Below are 17,192 nucleotides of genomic sequence, written 5' to 3'. Positions count from 1 at the left end.
CCACTGCGATTGCCGGGTATAGTGGCCAGGTTGCCGTGTAATCGGCCGCGGATAGAGAGAGCTCTCACAATGGGTGAGGCGCGCCGCGCAGCGAACGAAGGGAATGCCCATGGCACTGGACGCACAGCAGAAGAACGAAATCATTGCCGAGTACGCCACCCACGAGGGTGACACGGGCAGCCCCGAGGTGCAGGTTGCACTGCTGACCGCTCGCATCAAAGAGCTCACCGAGCACCTCAAGTTCCACAAGCACGACCACCACTCGCGCCGCGGACTGCTGCTGATGGTTGGTCAGCGCCGTCGTCTGCTCAGCTACCTCGCTGACGTCGACATTGAGCGCTACCGTTCGCTCATCGAACGTCTCGGCCTGCGCCGCTAGTTACAAGTTCACATTGGTTTGACTGTGTCCCCACCGATCTGCCGGTGGGGACACAGTTTTTTTTGCTCGACGTACAGCGTTTTCGAGGCCCGTTATGAACGGCATAAAATTAAGGCATGAGTCAGGATCAAGAGCCCAGCATCAAGGCAACCGCAAACAAGAAACCGAACCAAGAAAGCAAGGCTGCCGCGGGTGCCGCCGCAAAGCGGGCAACCACCTTCACCACGCTCGATTCGCTGCGCGCTGATGATGCATCCACCTATCGACTCGACAAAGCGGGCCTGCCCGATATGGCCGATGAAGTCGACGAACTGCGCGAATTGCGCGGTCACAGCAGTGCCGACCCGGATGCGTGGCGCCAGGGATATCCCTACGATAAAAAACTGACCCGTCGTGTCTACGAGCGTCAGAAGCGGCTGCTGCAAATTGAGCTGCTCAAGCTCCAGACCTGGGTGAAAGAAACCGGTCAAAAAATCATCATCATTTTTGAGGGCCGCGACGCAGCGGGTAAGGGTGGCGCGATTAAACGCTTTATGGAGCACCTGAACCCGCGCGGCGCGCGTACTGTGGCGCTCGAAAAGCCCACCGAAAAAGAAGCGACGCAGTGGTACTTCCAGCGCTATGTCGAGCATCTTCCCTCTGGCGGCGAGATCGTGCTGTTTGACCGGTCTTGGTATAACCGCGCCGGTGTTGAGCGGGTCATGGGCTATTGCACGCCCACCGAATACCTCGAGTTCACCCGTTCGGCACCCGAATTTGAGCGGATGCTCGTGAACTCGGGTATTCACATCATCAAATTTTGGTTCTCGGTGGGTCGTGCCGAGCAGCTCTCACGTTTTGCCTCGCGTCGTGACGACCCCGTGCGTCAGTGGAAGCTATCGCCGACCGACCTCGCTTCGCTCGACAAGTGGGACGACTACTCGGACGCTAAAGAAGCAATGTTCTTCTACACCGACACTGCCGAATCACCCTGGACGGTAGTGAAGTCGAACGACAAAAAGCGTGCCCGACTCGAAGCGATGCGCCACGTGCTATCGCTGTTCGACTACCCGGGTAAAGACCACCGGGCTGTCGGTACTCCCGACTCAAAGATCGTCGGCTCGCCCCGCGAAATTTATGACCAGGGTGAACAGCCCACCGGCGAATTCCCGAACGTGCATCCCTAGCTGAGTCCGGCCGCAGCTGGCCGGCGCGGAGATAAATATGACGTGATATGGCGCCGTGTGACGCACTACTGCGCCGCATTGGCGCCTGTCGCGCATCCTCAACTAGGTTCGCCTCAACCTGTCGACACCGGCAAGACCGGATTCAGAAGACGCGAAAGAGGCGAATAGTGACCGAGCCAACCGCACTCACCCAGGCCATCCGGGCTGGAATCGAAACCGACCGCAACCACGGAGCTGTCGTGCCACCGGTGTACAGCTCGACCAACTACACATTTGCAGCGCTCGGCGAACCGCGCGAGTTTGACTACACCCGATCGGGCAACCCAACCCGGGCACTGCTCGGCGAGGCGATCGCAAAACTCGAGGGCGGTGTCGGCGCTACCGTCGTCGCCACCGGTATGGCGGCAGTGCTGCTGCCGATCGTGGCGCTGCTGCGCGCCGGCGACACGGTCGCATATCCGCACGACTGTTATGGCGGCTCGTGGCGGCAGTTTGAGCAGTTGGCAAGCAAGGGGCTTTACCAATTTGAGCCCGTAGATTTCTCTGACGCTGAAGCCGCTCGAGCGCGCTTGCAGCAGCTGAAACCGGCACTCGTGTGGCTTGAGACCCCTTCGAACCCGCTGCTGCGGATAACCGACTTGCGAGCCGTAACGGCTGCCGCCCACGAGATCGGTGCGCTGGTTGTTGCCGACAACACCTTCCTGACGCCGCTGCTGCAACAGCCTTTCGAGTTCGGTGTCGATGTGGTCGTGCACTCGGTAACCAAGTACCTCAATGGCCACTCGGATGTGGTGCAGGGCGCGGTGGTAGCCAAGACCGCCGAGCACGCCGAACTATTTGACTGGTGGGGCAACGTGCTCGGGCTGACCGCTTCTCCTATCGACTCACACCAGGTGCTGCGCGGGCTGCGAACACTCGAAGTGCGTGTTGAGCGGCACCAGCGCAACGCCCAAGACATCGTCGCGGCAATCGCGGAGCATCCGGCAATTACTCGCATCAACTATCCGGGACTGGCAGCGCATCCGCAGCACGAGTTGGCTGCGCAGCAGCAGCGAGGCTTTGGCGCGATGCTGTCGATTGAACTTGCTGGCGGCCTGGATGCGGTTCGCAAATTTGTCGATTCGCTGCAATTGTTCAGCCTGGCTGAGTCGCTCGGCGGCACCGAATCGCTCGTTGCGCATCCGGCCACGATGACGCACGCTTCGATGACTCCGGAAGCTCAAGAAGCAGCCGGAATTAGTGCGGGACTGGTGCGGATCTCGGTTGGCATTGAACCGGTTGCCGATCTGATCGCCGATTTGCAGCGCGCCCTGGATGCGGCACGCAACTAGGCATCGCCGCCGGTGTGCCGCGGCTGGCGTTTTGCAGGCACACCGGCGGTTTTGCAGTGTCTCGGGATACACTGGGCTAGTTCGTATCCATCCGCATAGCGCTTACGCGACTGATTGTCGGTGGCGGAGGGCTGGAGCAATTCCAGAACTTGGTTACTGATGGTCAGCGCGAGATGCTTGGCACCGCTCGGTGTTGAGCCACGCCAGCACTGTGCGGGCGACAGAAGGAGGAGACCTTGGAGGGTCCCGAAATCAAGTTCGCCGAGACCGTCATCGATAACGGTAAATTCGGCACTCGCACAATCCGTTTCGAAACCGGCCGTCTCGCCCAGCAGGCGCAGGGCTCGGCCGTGGCCTACCTCGACGGCGAAACCATGCTGCTGTCGGCCACCAGCGTCTCGAAGCAGCCGAAAGATCACTTCGACTTTTTCCCGCTGACGGTTGACGTTGAAGAGCGCGCCTATGCGAAGGGCGCGATTCCCGGCTCGTTTTTCCGCCGCGAGGGTCGTCCCTCGACCGAGGCGATTCTGGCATGCCGCCTGATCGACCGCCCGATGCGCCCGTCGTTTATCGACGGCCTGCGCAACGAGGTGCAGATCGTGGTTACCGTGCTTTCGATCGCACCCGATGAGACCTATGACGTGCTCGCGGTGAACGCGGCATCGATGTCGTCGCAAATTTCTGGTGTGCCGTTCTCGGGTCCGATTGGTGCGGTGCGAATCGCGCTGATTGACGGCCAGTGGGTGGCATTCCCGAAGCACTCGCAGCTGAGCGAAGCGGTGTTCGAGCTGACCGTCGCGGGCCGTCTGATCACCCGCAAGGACGGTAGCGAAGACATCGCCATCATGACCGTTGAGGCACAGGCCACCGACAACGCCTGGGATCTCATCAAGGCCGGCGCACAGAAGCCTGACGAGCGCGTGGTCGCGCAGGGCTTGGAGGCATCGAAGCCGTTCATCGCCCAGCTTATTCGCGCCCAGCAGCAGGTTGCTGACCAGGTCAACAAGCAGGTTGCCGAATACCCGACCTTCCCGGCCTACACGCCTGAGGTGCTCGACGCTGTGCGTGAGCTCGCTGAGGCTGAGCTCGGCAATGTCTACCAGATCGCCGAGAAGATCGCGCGTCAGGATGCCGACGACGCACTCAAGGAGCGCGTGAAGGAAGCCATCGCGGCGAAGGTTGAGGCCGAGGAACTGCCCGAGGGCTCGCTCGAGCAGGTGTCGGCAGCGTACAAGAGCGTCACCAAGGACGTTGTTCGCGGCCGCATCCTCACCGAGGGCGTGCGCATGGATGGCCGTGGCGTTGCCGATATTCGCCAGCTTGATGCTGAACTCGACGTGGTTCCCCGCGTGCACGGATCGGCTATCTTCCAGCGCGGTGAAACCCAGATTCTCGGTGTCACCACGCTCAACATGCTCAAGATGGAGCAGCAGATCGACTCGCTCTCACCGGTTGAGAGCAAGCGCTACATGCACCACTACAACTTCCCGCCCTACTCAACCGGTGAGACCGGCCGAGTGGGTTCGCCGAAGCGTCGCGAAATCGGTCACGGTAACCTCGCCGAGAAGGCGCTGATCGCGGTGCTGCCCACTCGCGAAGAGTTCCCCTACGCGATTCGACAGGTGTCAGAAGCCCTCGGCTCGAACGGCTCGACCTCGATGGGGTCGGTCTGTGCGTCGACGCTTTCGCTGCTCAACGCCGGTGTGCCGCTGCGCGCCTCGGTTGCCGGTATTGCCATGGGCCTCGTTTCGGCCGAGATCGACGGCCAGATGAAGTACCAGGCGCTCACCGATATTCTCGGTGCCGAGGATGCGCTGGGCGATATGGACTTTAAGGTCGCCGGTACCGCTGAGTTCATCACCGCGCTGCAGCTTGACACCAAGCTCGATGGCATCCCCAGCGAGGTGCTCGATGCGGCGCTGCAGCAGGCGCACGATGCCCGCATCCAGATTCTCGACCAGGCCATTAATGCTGTGATCGATGAGCCGGACGAGATGGCACCCACCGCACCGCGCATCATTTCGGTGAAGATCCCGGTTGACAAGATCGGTGAGGTGATCGGCCCCAAGGGTAAGGTCATCAACCAGATTCAGGAAGACACCGGCGCGGAGATTTCGATCGAAGACGACGGCACCGTGTTTATTGGCGCAACCGACGGTCCTTCGGCCGAGGCTGCTCGCGACGCGGTGAACCAGATCGCCAACCCGCAGACCCCCGAGGTTGGCGAACAGTACCTCGGTACGGTCGTGAAGATCGCTTCGTTTGGTGCCTTCATCTCGCTGCTGCCCGGTAAAGATGGCCTGCTGCACATCTCCGAGGTGCGCAAGCTTGCCGGCGGTAAGCGCATCGATGATGTTGAGTCGGTGCTCTCGGTGGGGCAGAAGCTGCTCGTGCGCGTCACCAAGATTGACAGCCGCGGCAAGCTTTCGCTCGAGCCGGTGCTCGACGAAGATGAGGCCGGCGACAAGGCCGAAACGGAAGAGTCGGCTGACGAGTAGCCAGGCGCGGCTCGTTCGAAACTAGCCGCCCCTAACTGAACTGCTCCCCACTGATCAAGCTGATCGGTGGGGAGCAGTCGTTTGCGGTCGGCAACTATTCGGCGGGCTGCTCGAATACTGCCATCACATGACCGCGAGCAATGACGTGCTCACGCAGCATGAAGTGTACGCGAGCGGCGGTCAGCTCATCGGGCAGATCGAGTCGCGAGTCGAGCGCCTGAACCGTAAAAAAATAGCGGTGTGGTCCGTGGCCCGCCGGGGGAGCGGCGCCGATGTATTCGCGGCCGAGCGCCTCGTTGAAACCGAGGCTCGTGCCCTCGGGAAGGTCGGCCAGATCACCACCGCCGGCGTTCTCGGGCAGCTCGAGGCAATCGGCGGGCAGGTTGTACACCACCCAGTGCCAAAAACCCGACATAGTGGGAGCGTCGGGGTCGTAGCAGGTGACGGTGTAGCTTTTGGCGCCCGGCACGGCCTCCCAGCGCAGTGCGGGTGAGCGTTCGGCACCGCCGTGGGATGCGCCCACATGCGCCATTGGAAGCGTGTCACCATCCGAAAACTCGGCTGATACCTGCAGTGCGGCGACCTCGGGGAGCTGTTCGTAGGGGTTATTGGTGGGAAGAGTCACGTCATACCTCGCAGTCACGATCGGTCGGTAATACCTGAGACTTACGTTGCCATGGGGGAATCTGCGAATCCTGGAGGAGTTCGGGGCTGACGTCACAGGCGGCGGGTAGGCTGTTCGCCGATCAACATGACTACGCCCATTGAACTTTCACTCACGCTGCCCGAAATTGATGCCGAAGTTGCCGGTGGCGCACGGTTGCGACGAACCGTGCTGCCGAACGGACTGCGGCTCATCACCGAGGATGTGCCCGGCGCCGCCTCGGCAACGGTCGGCTTTTTTGTTCCGCTCGGTTCTCGAGATGAATCGACTGCCGAGTACGGTTCGAGTCATTTTCTCGAGCATCTGCTGTTTAAAGGCACTCCCAGCCGTAGCGCGCGCGACGTGGCCACCGAGTTTGAGCGCGTAGGTGGCGACTTCAACGCGGCCACCTCGCGCGAACAGACCTACTATCACGCCCGGGTGCGTGACCACGATTTGCCAATGGCACTCACCGTGCTCGCCGACATGATCACTTCGTCACTGCTCGACCCGACCGAATTTGCCACCGAGCGCGGGGTAATTCTCGAAGAGATCGCGATGAGCGATGATGATCCAATTGATGTGCTGTGGAATGCGGCGTGGGCAACCCACTTTGGTGAGCATCCTCTCGGCCGCCCGATTGCCGGCACCGTCGACTCGATTTCGGCGGTGAAACGCGACGAGGTCTATGACTTCTACCGCCGCAACTACGAGCCGCACCGAATCGTCGTGGCGATCGCCGGGCGCGTCGATCACGATGAGGCACTCGCAATTCTCAGCGCCGGGCTCGAATCGGGCGGCTGGCCCGCTGCCACCGGAAAGCCGCCCGTGGATCGACGCAACGGGGCACTCGTGCAGCCCGCCGGTGGTTTTACACATATCGATCGCGCACTCGAACAGACCAATATTGTGATCGCCGGGCCGAGCATCCACGCAACCGATGAGCGCCGCAATGCAAACGCAATGCTGCATCACATACTCGGTGGCGGGATGGCTTCACGGCTGTTCCAAGAGGTCCGGGAAAAGCGCGGGCTCGCTTATTCGGTGCACTCGTTCAGCGCCGGTCACACCGATGCCGGTATTGGCGGTGTCTATGTGGGCTGCCGCCCCGATCGTGCCGCCGAAGCGGTGGACGTGGCCGTTGCCGAACTGCAACGCATTGCCGATGAGGGCGTGACCGAAGCCGAACTCGCCGACGCGGTGTCGTCGGGAGCTGGTGCCGGCGCACTCGCACTCGAATCGAATGTCACCAGGATGCATCGGCTCGGTCGTGCCGAAACGGTGCTGGGCGAATTTGCCGACCTTGATGTTGCCGTGGCGAGACTAGAGGCGGTGACGCGCGATGAGGTGCAGGTGCTCGCGCAAGACCTGGTGGCGAACCTGTGCACGGTATCGGTAATCGGTCCGCTGACAGCAGCGGCGGGAACGCGTCTGGAGCAGGCACTATGAGCCACTACCTGTATCTCGTTCGGCATGGCGAACAAGAAAACGCTGAGTTCGGTATTGACGAGGGGCCGCTCTCACCGCGGGGCCAGAGCCAGGCACACGCTCTCGGCGCACGGCTGCGGCAGGTGCCGTTTGACGCGGCATTTACCTCGCCGCTGGAGCGTGCAGTCGAGACCGCGGCAATTCTCGACAATTACACGCAGGGGCCGGCTATCGAGCCGTCAAACCTGCTGTTTGATTGCATCCCCTCATCGGGTGAGGACGCTCCCGAGGCCTACGCGACGTTTTTTTCAGGGGTGAGCGAAGAAGCTATTGAGGCCGGTGAGGCGCAGATGCACGATGCTGCCGAAACCTGGTTGACCCGCTCGGGGGAAGACCGGCACACACTGCTCGTTACCCACAACTTCGTGATCGGAGAGTTTGTGCGGCGCACTCTCGAACTTCCGCGCTGGCGCTGGCTCGCGCTGGGTACCGGCAACTGCGCCCTGACCGTGATCCGGTTGCGCACCGGTAAGCCGAGCGAGCTCGTGTTGTTTGGGGATGTGTCGCATCTGGCGCCGGCGGAACGAACCGGGCGGTCGTGGTTCCCGGCGATTTAGGTTTTGCTGGTTGTCGCGCGCAGTGGATGATTTTTTACCGCAGCGTACAGTGAGCGGTGACGACCTAGGCTGGAGCCATGACGATTTCAATTGCCATTACCGGTGCCACTGGGCGAATGGGGCGACTGATCAGCGACCTTGTTGCACAGTCGGATGAGTTTACGCTGCACTCGCAGCTCGACAGCTCGAGTGAACTCGATGAGATGCTCGGTGCCGATGTGGTGATCGATGTCACAAACTACGAGGTCTCTCGCCGAGTGGTTGATTTTGCCGTGCAACACGGCCGCAATGTCGTTATCGGCACAAGCGGCTGGAATAGCGGCCGCATTGCCGAACTCGAATCGACGCTTCCCGAAGATCGCGGCGTTATCGTCGTCCCGAACTTTTCGATTGGGTCGGTGCTCGGCACCAAGCTCGCGACCATGGCGGCGAAGCTATTCGAGTCGGTGGAAATTATTGAGTCGCATCACGACGGCAAAATTGATTCTCCCTCGGGCACCGCGGTGCGCACCGCCGAGGCCATTGCGGCTGCGCGGCAGGCACCGCTAGAGCCGCCGTTTGCTGAGCAGCGGGCCCGCGGTGAAGCGGTTGCCGGAGTGCCGATTCACTCGCTGCGGCTGCAGGGTGTGGTCGCCGATCAGCGCGTGATTTTTGGCGGCGTGGGCGAGACTCTCGAAATTCGCCACGAAACCCTTTCGTCCAAGGCGTATGCCCACGGCATCCTGCTGGCATTGCGGGCCGCGGTGACGGCTCGAGGCGTTACCGTCGGGCTTGAGCAGCTGCTGGGGCTGGATGACAGCGATGCACGGGGGAGTGGCGCCCGATGAAGCGGTGGCCACCTGCGATGTGGGGCGTGCTATTTGTCACGCTACTCACGGTCATCTATCTGGTCGTTGTTGTCGGAATTGCTTGGGGCCTGATGACATCGGGCGATCTCATCGCGATCCTCATGGGTGCGGCGCTGATCGTTTTTCCGCTGTTCGGTGCGGTGCTCGTGGTGCGTGACCTGATCTTTGCGATGCAGGGAAATCACCTGTTGCAGCAGCTGGCCGAAGCGGATGCGCTGCCCGAAGATAACCTCCCGAAGCGCCCCAGTGGACGCGTGGTTCGCGAAGCCGCCGATGTCGATTTTGAGCGCTGGAAAACCGAGGTAGAGGCTGCCCCCGAATCGTGGGCCGCCTGGGCGCGTCTTTCGCTCGCCTACCGTGCCGCCGGCGACACGAACCGTGCCCGCGCCGCGATGCGGCAGGCGATCGGTCTCGAGCGTGCCGAGCGCAACCAGGCAGGGTAGGCTGTCGGCGTGAGTGACGCGATTGAATTCCGTGATGATGTAACTGTCGAACTGGTGCGTGCCCAGGCGAGTGACACCGATGTGCTCTATTCGGCGCGTGTTTCGACGGTTGGTGAGCAGACCCTCGAGACCGATGCTGCGGCATCCGAATCGACAGAACTCGCCAAGCGTGACCTGGGGCTCATCAATTTTTTGATGCGCGACCGTCACGGCACTCCGTTTGAACACAACTCAATGACGTTTTACGTATCGGCGCCGATTTTTGTGTTCCGCGAATTTCAGCGGCACCGGATGGCCAGCTATAACGAAGAATCGGGCCGCTACCGGCAGCTGCGTCCGGTGTTTTATGTACCGAACCGCGAACGCATGCTCGTGCAGGAGGGCCGTCCCGGTAAGTATGAGTTTTTCCCGGGCACTCCTGAACAGCACGAGCTGGTCGAAAACGAGATTCGCGACTCGTCGACTCGCGCCTATGAGTCGTACCAGCGGATGCTCGCAGCGGGGGTTGCTCGCGAGGTTGCCCGCTCGGTGCTGCCGGTGAATATTTATTCGAGCATGTACGTCACGATGAACGCGCGTTCGCTGATGAATTTTCTCTCGCTGCGTACCAAGCGTGAAGACTCAGCGTTTCCGTCGTTCCCGCAGCGTGAGATCGAAATGGTGGCCGAAAAGATGGAGGCGTTCTGGCGTGAGCTGATGCCGGCAACGGCCGCTGCTTTCGATAAGAACGGTCGAGTTGCCCCCTAGCGCGCTGCCGCTTGGCGAACCGGTACCCGCTGACGGTGCGCTACCGCTTGATGAGGTGGCGCCGGGGCGGCAGTTTGGCGCGTATCTGCACATTCCGTTTTGTCGGGTGCGCTGCGGCTATTGCGATTTCAACACCTACACCGCTGATGAACTCGGTTCGGTGAGTCGCAGTAACTACGCCGACTCGGTGCTGCGTGAAATCGCCCTGGCGCGGTCGGTGCTCGACCGCGTGGGGCATCGCGAGCCACTATCAACGGTGTTTTTTGGCGGCGGCACGCCGACGCTTCTAGCGGCCGATGATCTTGTCACGGTGCTGGCCGCGCTGCGCGACACCTTCGGCATTGTTGCGGATGCGGAAATAACAGTCGAGGCGAACCCCGACACCGTGGATGCAGAAAAACTTGCCGCGCTGCGCGCCGGTGGTATTACCCGGGTGAGTTTTGGGATGCAGTCGGCAGTTCCGAGTGTGCTCGCGACGCTTGATCGCACCCACACACCCGAGCGGGTACCCGAGGTGGTTGCCGCCGCAAAAGCTGCTGGGCTCGAAACCTCGGTCGACCTGATTTATGGCGCTCCAGGCGAAACGCTTGCCGATTGGGAACGTTCGCTCGAGGCCGCAATCGCCCTGGAGCCGACCCATATTTCTGCCTATGCGCTGATTGTTGAGCCCGGTACGGCGCTCGAGCGGCGAATCCGCAGGGGAGAGCTGCCACCGGTTGATGACGATCTGCAGGCCGAAATGTATGAGCTCGCAGACACCCGGCTGCAGGCGGCAGGGTTTAGCTGGTACGAGATTTCCAATTGGTCGCTTGCCGGTGAGCACCCCTCGCGTCACAATCTGGCCTACTGGCACGACACCGACTGGTGGGGGTTCGGCCCCGGTGCCCACAGCCATGTCGCCGGCGTGCGCTTTTGGAATGTGAAGCATCCCGCCGCCTATGGTGACCGGCTCGCTACCGGTGTTTCACCCGCGCACGGCCGTGAGGTGCTCGATGCCGATGCGCGCCAACTTGAGCGGGTGCTGCTGCGCACGCGACTGGCCGAGGGGCTGCCGATTGCCGAGCTGCCCGACCGCTCACGGGTGGCCGAACTCATCGCTGGTGAGCTGGTGGATGCGACAGCGGCGATGCGGGGGTGGATCGTGCTGACGCTGCGTGGCCGGCTGCTTGCCGATGTGGTGGCGCGAGTGCTCACCTAGGCGAAACGGCCCGGCCTACCCGAGAGCTTATTTCACGAGGTTGAGAGTGAACGGGTAGCGGTAGCCGCCCTTGTTGCTGGTCTCGACGGCTGCGTAAATCGCAAAAATAATGTTCACAAGCCCAACAGCACCCAAGAGAGTGCCGCCGATTACCCCGCCAATAAAGGGGATGATGTAAAGCACGCTGCAGGCGATTGATGCGATTGCCACGGTGATGCCCCAGTTGAGCGCCTCTTTACCTTCGCGATCGTGCGCTTCGCTGTTTTCACGCGTTGCGAGCCAGTACACGAGTGGGCCAATAACCGAGACGATATTCAGCAGGTGGCCCCACATGAGCGATGAACTGGCCCCCGAAAGTTGGACTGGTTTAACTCTAGGCGGTTAGGGCTTCAAGGGTCTGATTCCGATATTGCATCGGAGTCAGGCCCTTGAGTCGTTGTTGGATGCGTTCGGTGTTGTACCACCCGATGTACTCGGCGATCGCTTTGTTGAACTCTGCGACGGTGTCGAAGACTTCACCGTGGTACATCTCGGCCTTCACATGCCCGAAGAAGTTCTCCATGACCGCGTTGTCGTAGCAGTTGGCTTTACGCGACATCGACTGAACACCGCCGTTGTCGCCGATCAGGTTGCGCCACGAGGAATGTTGGTACTGAACTCCTTGGTCGGTATGCACCATCCACCCGGGTTCAGGAGCACACGCCGCGATTGCCTTGGACAAAGAGGCAGCGGTAAACGCTGTCGACGGTGATGTGGCCACGGTGTGAGCGACGATTGAGCGGTCAAACAAGTCCATCACCGGTGACAGATAGACCTTGCGGCCTGCGACCCTGAACTCGGTGACGTCGCTGACAAAGACGGTGTTTGGCTGATCCGGGGTGAACTTGCGGTCAAGCTTGTTGTCAGCGATGTGGCTGATCGTCCCGGTGTAGGAAACATAAGGTCTACGTTGGCGGATCTTGGCTCGAAGGCCCATCTCACGCATGAGTTTGTAGACGAGTTTGTGGTTGACCACCCACCCCTGGTTACGCAGGTCAAGTAGCACTCGTCGGTAGCCGTAGCGATGCTTGTTACGTTCAAAACTTGCCCGGATCGCGTCTTTGAGCTCGGCGTGCTTATCTGGCTGGCCGAGGCGTTTCTGGTGGTAGAAGAACGTCGACCGTGGGATACCCGCTGCCGCTAAGAGGTACTCCAAGCGGTGGTGCGACTTGAGGATGACAATCGCCTGGACTTTTAGGCGCGTCCCTGATTCCTCAAGTCCCGCAATTTTTTTAAATAAGCGTTTTCTGCTTCCAACCGCGCGATCTGGCGGCGCAGCTTCTCTTCTTCTGTAAGCCGCTTCGGGGCGGCCGAGCCTTTGGGTCTGCCCTTCGGCTTCGGTTTTAATGCCTCATCGCCACCTTTGCGCCATTTACAGGACCAACTAGCGACGAGCTGGTCTGACGACAGGCCAAACTCACGCGCAAGATCCATCTTTGTCTCGCCGGCCAGGTGGCGTTGGACAACTTCCTTTTTGATCTCGAACGAGTACTGCTGCTTTGCCGGCTTCTCCACAAGACATAGCCTGCCACGCAGCTGAAACCGCCGATAGAGTTTGCGCGTCACATCTCTCGAAACCCCAACCACCTTCGCAGCAGCTTGGCTCCCCATGCCCTGCTCGAAACACTCCACCAACTGCTCGCGCTGATATTCACTCAGCGAACTTCGTGCTCTCAATGAAAACTACTCCCCACTAGTCGGTAACTGATTTCTCAGTCCAACTAATGGGGAGCAGTACAGTAATCCTCGGCTGGGGGTCATTTTGTTTCCACGATTATGCTCGCTCACTCCCCAGTGATGGCAGATGCAGAAGGTTCAGCCACAGACGCTTGCTCGGCGAGCGCCGCGCGCAGCTTGCGATGCGCATCCCAAATCTCGGCGGGAAGGTCGGGCAGTTCTGCCAGGTGTTCTTGCCGGTACTGGCACTCTTCCATCCAGCGGTCGGTGTCGATCTGCAGCAGCTGTTCGAGATCGGCCGCGGGAATCTCGAGTCCGCTGAGGTCGAGCTCGGCTGCCGTTGGGATAACGCCCACCGGGGTCTGCTGTCCGTGTACATCTCCCGCTCGGTACTGCATCAGCCAGTTGAGTGCGCGCAAGTTTTCGCGGTAGCCGGGCCACAGGTAGTGCCCATCTTCAGGGGCGCGCTGGAACCAGTTGACGTGCGCGAAAACGGGCAGCTGTCGCACCTGACTCAACACGTCGAGCCAGTGCTGGGCGTAGCGGCCTTCGGAGTACGAGAAGAATGGACGCATCGACATGGGGTCGTATCGCAGCTGGCCGTCGAGGCCCTCGGCGGCAAATGTTGCCTCGGCGCCCAGCGTGAGCCCGTCGTAGACACCGTCAGCAACCGTTTCGATCGCGCGAATGAGTGGTTCGCGGTCGCGGGTGCGGCCACCGAAGATAATGGCGTCCACCACCACACCGGCGGGGTCGGCGGCATCAGCAGCGAGGTTGGGGATGCGGTCGAGTGCCACCGTGAATCGGCTGTTCGGATGCGCCCACGGTGCGGATTGCTCTGCTGGTTGACGCTCGGCAATCGATGCGCCGGTCCAGTCGAGCCAGCCATCGAGGTTGGCTGGTGGCTGCGGGGTGAGTCCCTCCCACCACACCTCGCCGGTGCGTTCGTTGTAGGCGGTGTTGGTGAAGATGGCTCCCGAACCCGGTGCGATTGCTTCCATTGCGGTCGGATTCGTGACTTCGTTCGTGTTCTTGGCCACGCCAAAGGCGCCGTTTTCGGGGTTGATTGCGCGTAGGCAGCCGTCGTCATCCACCCACATCCAGGCAATATCGTCGCCATAGAAGTCAACCCGGTATCGCTCTCCGAGTGCTTGGGGCGGTAGCGTCATGGCCAGGTTCGTTTTGCCGGAGGCGCTGGGGAACCCGCCGCAGATATGTGCGGTCTTGCCGGTTTCGAGGTCGCGAACGCCGAGCAGCAGGAACTGTTCTGCGAGGAATCGACCTGAACTGCGGCCGTCGTAGGAGGCTTGACGTAGGGCGTGCGCGATTTTGCCGAGGAGGGCATTGCCGCCGTAAGCCGAGCCAAAGTGGAGAATGGTGCGCTCGTCGGCAATGGTGGCGAACAGTCGTTGGTCATTGGCAGTGCCGTGGCCGAGTGCATCCGGATTGCCGGTGACCTGCACGCCGCGCACAAAGAAGTCGGGGTCGGTAAGCGTGGCGAAGTGGTCGATTCCCACGCGAGCCATGCGGATCATCTGCAGCACGACGCCGCGATTGTCGGTGAGTTCGACACCGGCGGCATAGGGAGCAAGCGGGCTACCGGTGGGTGCCATGAGGTAGGGGACGACATACATTGTCTTGCCTCGGGATGCGCCGCGCATCCGTTCGATGAGCTGCGGCTTCACTTCCGCTGTTGGCTGCCAGTTGTTGTAGCGACCGCGATCGGCGGGGTTGGAGGTGGCCACAAGCGTGCGCTCTTCAGAGCGGGCGGTGTCGCCCGGGTGTGACCGCGAATAGTAGCGGTTGTCACCGGCGGGAAAGAGCTCACCGGCAGCGAGCGCCTCATTGATGAGCCTGGCATCGTCGGCCGCCGAAACTAGCTCGATGCGCTCGGGTTCGGTGATCTTGGCCCATTCGGATACGAACGTTCGGATGCTCTCGTTGGAAATTTCGTCAGGAATTGGAATCCTGTTCGGTTCGCTCATCGCACAACCTCACTCGTTGACTTTCGGGCCGCGCACAGCCCGTGTGGAACCGCGAATCGGACGGTTCGCAGCCACCCTGATATTTGCGCCAACTCTAATGTTCGGCAACACGAACTCTCAAGCATGGGCGTGTCGTACTTGAGGGTGTACTGTTCAATCAGACACTAGATGTTGTGCTGATTGCCTGAATGCCCACTAGATGTTGTGGCGAGTTGGAGGGGGGAGTGAAATGAGCACAGGTGCAAGTGTGCGCCGATCAGTTTGTACCACCCAGGACGTGCGGGTCTTGGAAGGAGCCGACTCACCCGACCTGGTGTACTTCTCGAGCGTTTCCGAAAACACCCGGCGGTTCGTCGACCGGCTTGATCGAGATGCGGTTCGCATTCCGCTGCGCCCCCGAGTTGAGGGGATGATTCGGGTCACCCGGCCGTTTGTACTGGTCGTTCCCACATATGGCGGGGGAGAACGTAGCGGCGCCGTGCCCAAGCAGGTGATCCAGTTTCTCAACGACCCCGCCAATCGCGCCCTCATTCGCGGCGTCATCACCGCCGGAAACACCAACTTCGGTGAGTACTACTGCCTCGCTGGCCCCATTATCTCGGCCAAGTGTCGGGTGCCCGAGCTCTATCGCTTCGAACTGCTCGGCACCGACCGGGATGTGGAGCGGGTCAACGAGGGACTCACCGAGTTTTGGGCGCGCATCCAGCCGAAGCCCATCGATTTGCGCGATCCGTCAGCTTCCGAACGCAGCCAACCATTGATCACCGAAGGACAACCTGTATGACCGACTCATCTGCATCCCCTCGACTCGTCACCGAACTCTCGGTCACTCCGCCGAGTTATCGGCATGACCCCACCGCGCGGCTGCGCCCCATCAACTGGAACCGCATCGCCGACAACAAAGATCTCGAAGTGTGGAATCGGCTCACCGCCAACTTCTGGCTCCCCGAGAAGGTGCCGCTTTCAAACGACCTGCCGGCCTGGCAGCAAATGAGCGAAGTGGAACGCACCCTCACCATGCGGGTGTTTACGGGTCTGACCATGCTCGACACCGTGCAGGCCACCGTCGGTGAGATCTGCCAGATTCAGGATGCGCGCACCGAGCACGAAGAGGCCGTCTACACCAACATCGCGTTCATGCAGTCGGTGCATGCCCGCTCGTACTCGTCGGTGTTCTCGACGCTCACCTCAACCCCCGAAATCGACTCGGCCTATCGCTGGGCAATCGGCAACGATCTGCTGCAGGAACGGTGCAAAAAGGTGCTGCAGCACTACTACGGGTCGGATCCGCTGAAGCGGAAGGTGTCATCGACGCTGCTCTCATCACTGCTGCTGTACGCCGGGTTCTATTTGCCGCTGCACTTCTCGGTGCACGCAACCCTCACCAACACCGCCGATATGATCCGGCTGATCCTGCGCGACAAAGCAGTGCACGGGTATTACTCGGGCTACAAATACCAGCGCGGACTCGAAACCTATGGCGAAGCCAAACAGGCAGAAATGCACGACTTCACCTTTGCACTGCTCGAAGAGCTCTATGAACTCGAACTGCAGTACTCGGGAGAACTCTACGAGCCGCTCGGACTCATGGATGATGTCGCGGTATTTGTGCGCTACAACGCCAACAAAGCCCTCATGAACCTCGGCTATCCGCAGCGATTCACCGCCGAAGAAACGCAGGTAAAACCCGAGATCCTGGCTGCGCTCTCACCCGGCAGCGACGAGAATCACGACTTCTTCAGTGGTTCGGGATCGAGCTACGTCATTGGCAAGGGAGAGGACACCACGGATGACGACTGGAACTTCTAAGCCATCTCCCGAACCTATGCCGCGTCCCGACAGTGGCTCGTGGCTCGAAACCATCGCGTTGTTCGAAGCGATCCGCGAAGGTAACCAGCCTGCGGCCCATCGATTGTTGTGCACCAGCGCTAAACGAGATGCGGTGCTTGGCGGTCTCTTGTCGCTGCTCGGGGTCTTGTTGCGCGCGGAAGATGCCATGGACAGAGCCAAACTCGATCGCTTCATTGAGGTGTCCCACCGTTCAGGTCCGCCGCCAGCGTTTGGGGCGCGACCATTTATACCGCCTCAAAGCTGAGCCCGCCTCACCAACTGAGTCGTCCGGCAACCGGCAGCGAACAGATGCTGCTGTGGCCAGGTGTCATGACCACTGCAATGCCACTGAACCCACCACCT

15 protein-coding genes and 1 pseudogene are annotated in these 17,192 nt (G+C 60.9%); 12 read left to right on the top strand and 4 right to left on the bottom strand.

Annotated elements, in window-relative coordinates:
- Positions 1 to 109 precede the first annotated feature (109 nt).
- The 4 genes from rpsO to PV375_RS07550 all read left to right on the top strand — a co-directional run bounded on the left by rpsO (position 110) and on the right by PV375_RS07550 (position 5,374).
- The gene (gene rpsO / locus PV375_RS07565) at positions 110 to 379 is read left to right on the top strand and encodes a 30S ribosomal protein S15 (RefSeq protein ID WP_332106790.1); all 270 of its coding nucleotides are present in this window, start codon (positions 110 to 112) and stop codon (positions 377 to 379) included.
- A 116-nt stretch (positions 380 to 495) separates the two neighbouring features.
- Positions 496 to 1,545 (top strand): polyphosphate kinase 2, encoded by a 1,050-nt coding sequence (gene ppk2 / locus PV375_RS07560; RefSeq protein WP_442903941.1) that lies wholly within the window; start codon positions 496 to 498, stop codon positions 1,543 to 1,545.
- A gap of 167 nt (positions 1,546 to 1,712) precedes the next feature.
- A complete protein-coding gene (gene metB / locus PV375_RS07555; protein WP_332106789.1) occupies positions 1,713 to 2,876 on the top strand; it encodes a cystathionine gamma-synthase in 1,164 nt (387 codons plus the stop codon).
- Positions 2,877 to 3,112: 236 nt separating this feature from the next.
- Positions 3,113 to 5,374 carry a polyribonucleotide nucleotidyltransferase gene (locus PV375_RS07550; protein WP_201517089.1) on the top strand — a complete coding sequence of 754 codons (2,262 nt, stop codon included), beginning with the start codon at positions 3,113 to 3,115 and terminating at the stop codon, positions 5,372 to 5,374.
- Between the two features lie 94 nt (positions 5,375 to 5,468).
- Here PV375_RS07550 and PV375_RS07545 read toward each other — a convergent pair whose 3' ends face one another.
- A complete protein-coding gene (locus PV375_RS07545) occupies positions 5,469 to 5,999 on the bottom strand; it encodes a YbhB/YbcL family Raf kinase inhibitor-like protein (RefSeq protein ID WP_332106788.1) in 531 nt (176 codons plus the stop codon).
- A gap of 126 nt (positions 6,000 to 6,125) precedes the next feature.
- On the opposite strand from PV375_RS07545, the gene PV375_RS07540 reads away from it, so the two are divergent.
- From PV375_RS07540 to hemW, 6 genes are all read left to right on the top strand, one after another.
- Entirely contained in the window at positions 6,126 to 7,466 is a 1,341-nt protein-coding gene (locus PV375_RS07540) for a M16 family metallopeptidase (protein ID WP_332106787.1), read from the top strand.
- The gene (locus PV375_RS07535; RefSeq protein WP_332106786.1) at positions 7,463 to 8,062 is read left to right on the top strand and encodes a histidine phosphatase family protein; all 600 of its coding nucleotides are present in this window, start codon (positions 7,463 to 7,465) and stop codon (positions 8,060 to 8,062) included. The genes PV375_RS07540 and PV375_RS07535 overlap by 4 nt, the downstream gene beginning before the upstream one ends.
- Positions 8,063 to 8,139: 77 nt before the next feature.
- A complete protein-coding gene (gene dapB, locus PV375_RS07530) occupies positions 8,140 to 8,889 on the top strand; it encodes a 4-hydroxy-tetrahydrodipicolinate reductase (RefSeq protein ID WP_332106785.1) in 750 nt (249 codons plus the stop codon).
- Positions 8,886 to 9,353, top strand: a complete 468-nt coding sequence (locus PV375_RS07525; protein WP_332106784.1) for a hypothetical protein — start codon at positions 8,886 to 8,888, stop codon at positions 9,351 to 9,353. The genes dapB and PV375_RS07525 overlap by 4 nt, the downstream gene beginning before the upstream one ends.
- Positions 9,354 to 9,362: 9 nt before the next feature.
- Positions 9,363 to 10,100: an FAD-dependent thymidylate synthase gene (gene thyX, locus PV375_RS07520; protein ID WP_201517085.1), complete on the top strand. Its 738-nt coding sequence runs from the start codon at positions 9,363 to 9,365 to the stop codon at positions 10,098 to 10,100.
- Positions 10,090 to 11,298, top strand: a complete 1,209-nt coding sequence (hemW, locus tag PV375_RS07515) for a radical SAM family heme chaperone HemW (RefSeq protein WP_332106783.1) — start codon at positions 10,090 to 10,092, stop codon at positions 11,296 to 11,298. The genes thyX and hemW overlap by 11 nt, the downstream gene beginning before the upstream one ends.
- A 27-nt stretch (positions 11,299 to 11,325) precedes the next feature.
- On the opposite strand, the gene PV375_RS07510 is transcribed toward hemW, so the two are convergent.
- From PV375_RS07510 to PV375_RS07500, 3 genes and pseudogenes are all read right to left on the bottom strand, one after another.
- Positions 11,326 to 11,631, bottom strand: a complete 306-nt coding sequence (locus PV375_RS07510; protein ID WP_332106782.1) for a DUF4870 domain-containing protein — start codon at positions 11,629 to 11,631, stop codon at positions 11,326 to 11,328.
- Between the two features lie 40 nt (positions 11,632 to 11,671).
- Positions 11,672 to 12,861: pseudogene (locus PV375_RS07505) on the bottom strand (IS3 family transposase); the annotation flags it as partial.
- 260 nt (positions 12,862 to 13,121) lie between these two features.
- Complete coding sequence (locus tag PV375_RS07500) at positions 13,122 to 14,999, bottom strand: phosphoenolpyruvate carboxykinase (GTP) (protein WP_332106781.1); 1,878 nt, start codon at positions 14,997 to 14,999, stop codon at positions 13,122 to 13,124.
- A gap of 229 nt (positions 15,000 to 15,228) precedes the next feature.
- Here PV375_RS07500 and nrdI point away from each other — a divergent pair, with 229 nt between their 5' ends.
- Together nrdI and nrdF are read left to right on the top strand one after the other, a co-directional pair.
- Entirely contained in the window at positions 15,229 to 15,783 is a 555-nt protein-coding gene (gene nrdI, locus PV375_RS07495; RefSeq protein WP_201518084.1) for a class Ib ribonucleoside-diphosphate reductase assembly flavoprotein NrdI, read from the top strand.
- A complete protein-coding gene (gene nrdF, locus PV375_RS07490) occupies positions 15,780 to 16,808 on the top strand; it encodes a class 1b ribonucleoside-diphosphate reductase subunit beta (protein ID WP_201521034.1) in 1,029 nt (342 codons plus the stop codon). The genes nrdI and nrdF overlap by 4 nt, the downstream gene beginning before the upstream one ends.
- Positions 16,809 to 17,192: the final 384 nt, after the last annotated feature.

The sequence above is a fragment of the Gulosibacter sp. GYB002 genome (assembly GCF_036577665.1).
Classification (GTDB): Bacteria; Actinomycetota; Actinomycetes; order Actinomycetales; family Microbacteriaceae; genus Gulosibacter; species Gulosibacter hominis.
Note: the sequence above shows the minus strand (reverse complement) of the source record. Positions and strands in the feature narration are given on the sequence as shown.

What these genes read in the sequence shown, in the direction of transcription:
- PV375_RS07500 (WP_332106781.1), bottom strand. Translation starts at nt 14,999, where the DNA reads ATGAGCGAACCGAACAGGATTCCAATTCCTGACGAAATTTCCAACGAG.
- PV375_RS07535 (WP_332106786.1), top strand. Translation starts at nt 7,463, where the DNA reads ATGAGCCACTACCTGTATCTCGTTCGGCATGGCGAACAAGAAAACGCT.
- rpsO (WP_332106790.1), top strand. Translation starts at nt 110, where the DNA reads ATGGCACTGGACGCACAGCAGAAGAACGAAATCATTGCCGAGTACGCC.
- PV375_RS07540 (WP_332106787.1), top strand. Translation starts at nt 6,126, where the DNA reads ATGACTACGCCCATTGAACTTTCACTCACGCTGCCCGAAATTGATGCC.
- PV375_RS07525 (WP_332106784.1), top strand. Translation starts at nt 8,886, where the DNA reads ATGAAGCGGTGGCCACCTGCGATGTGGGGCGTGCTATTTGTCACGCTA.
- dapB (WP_332106785.1), top strand. Translation starts at nt 8,140, where the DNA reads ATGACGATTTCAATTGCCATTACCGGTGCCACTGGGCGAATGGGGCGA.
- nrdI (WP_201518084.1), top strand. Translation starts at nt 15,229, where the DNA reads ATGAGCACAGGTGCAAGTGTGCGCCGATCAGTTTGTACCACCCAGGAC.
- PV375_RS07510 (WP_332106782.1), bottom strand. Translation starts at nt 11,631, where the DNA reads ATGTGGGGCCACCTGCTGAATATCGTCTCGGTTATTGGCCCACTCGTG.
- ppk2 (WP_442903941.1), top strand. Translation starts at nt 496, where the DNA reads ATGAGTCAGGATCAAGAGCCCAGCATCAAGGCAACCGCAAACAAGAAA.
- nrdF (WP_201521034.1), top strand. Translation starts at nt 15,780, where the DNA reads ATGACCGACTCATCTGCATCCCCTCGACTCGTCACCGAACTCTCGGTC.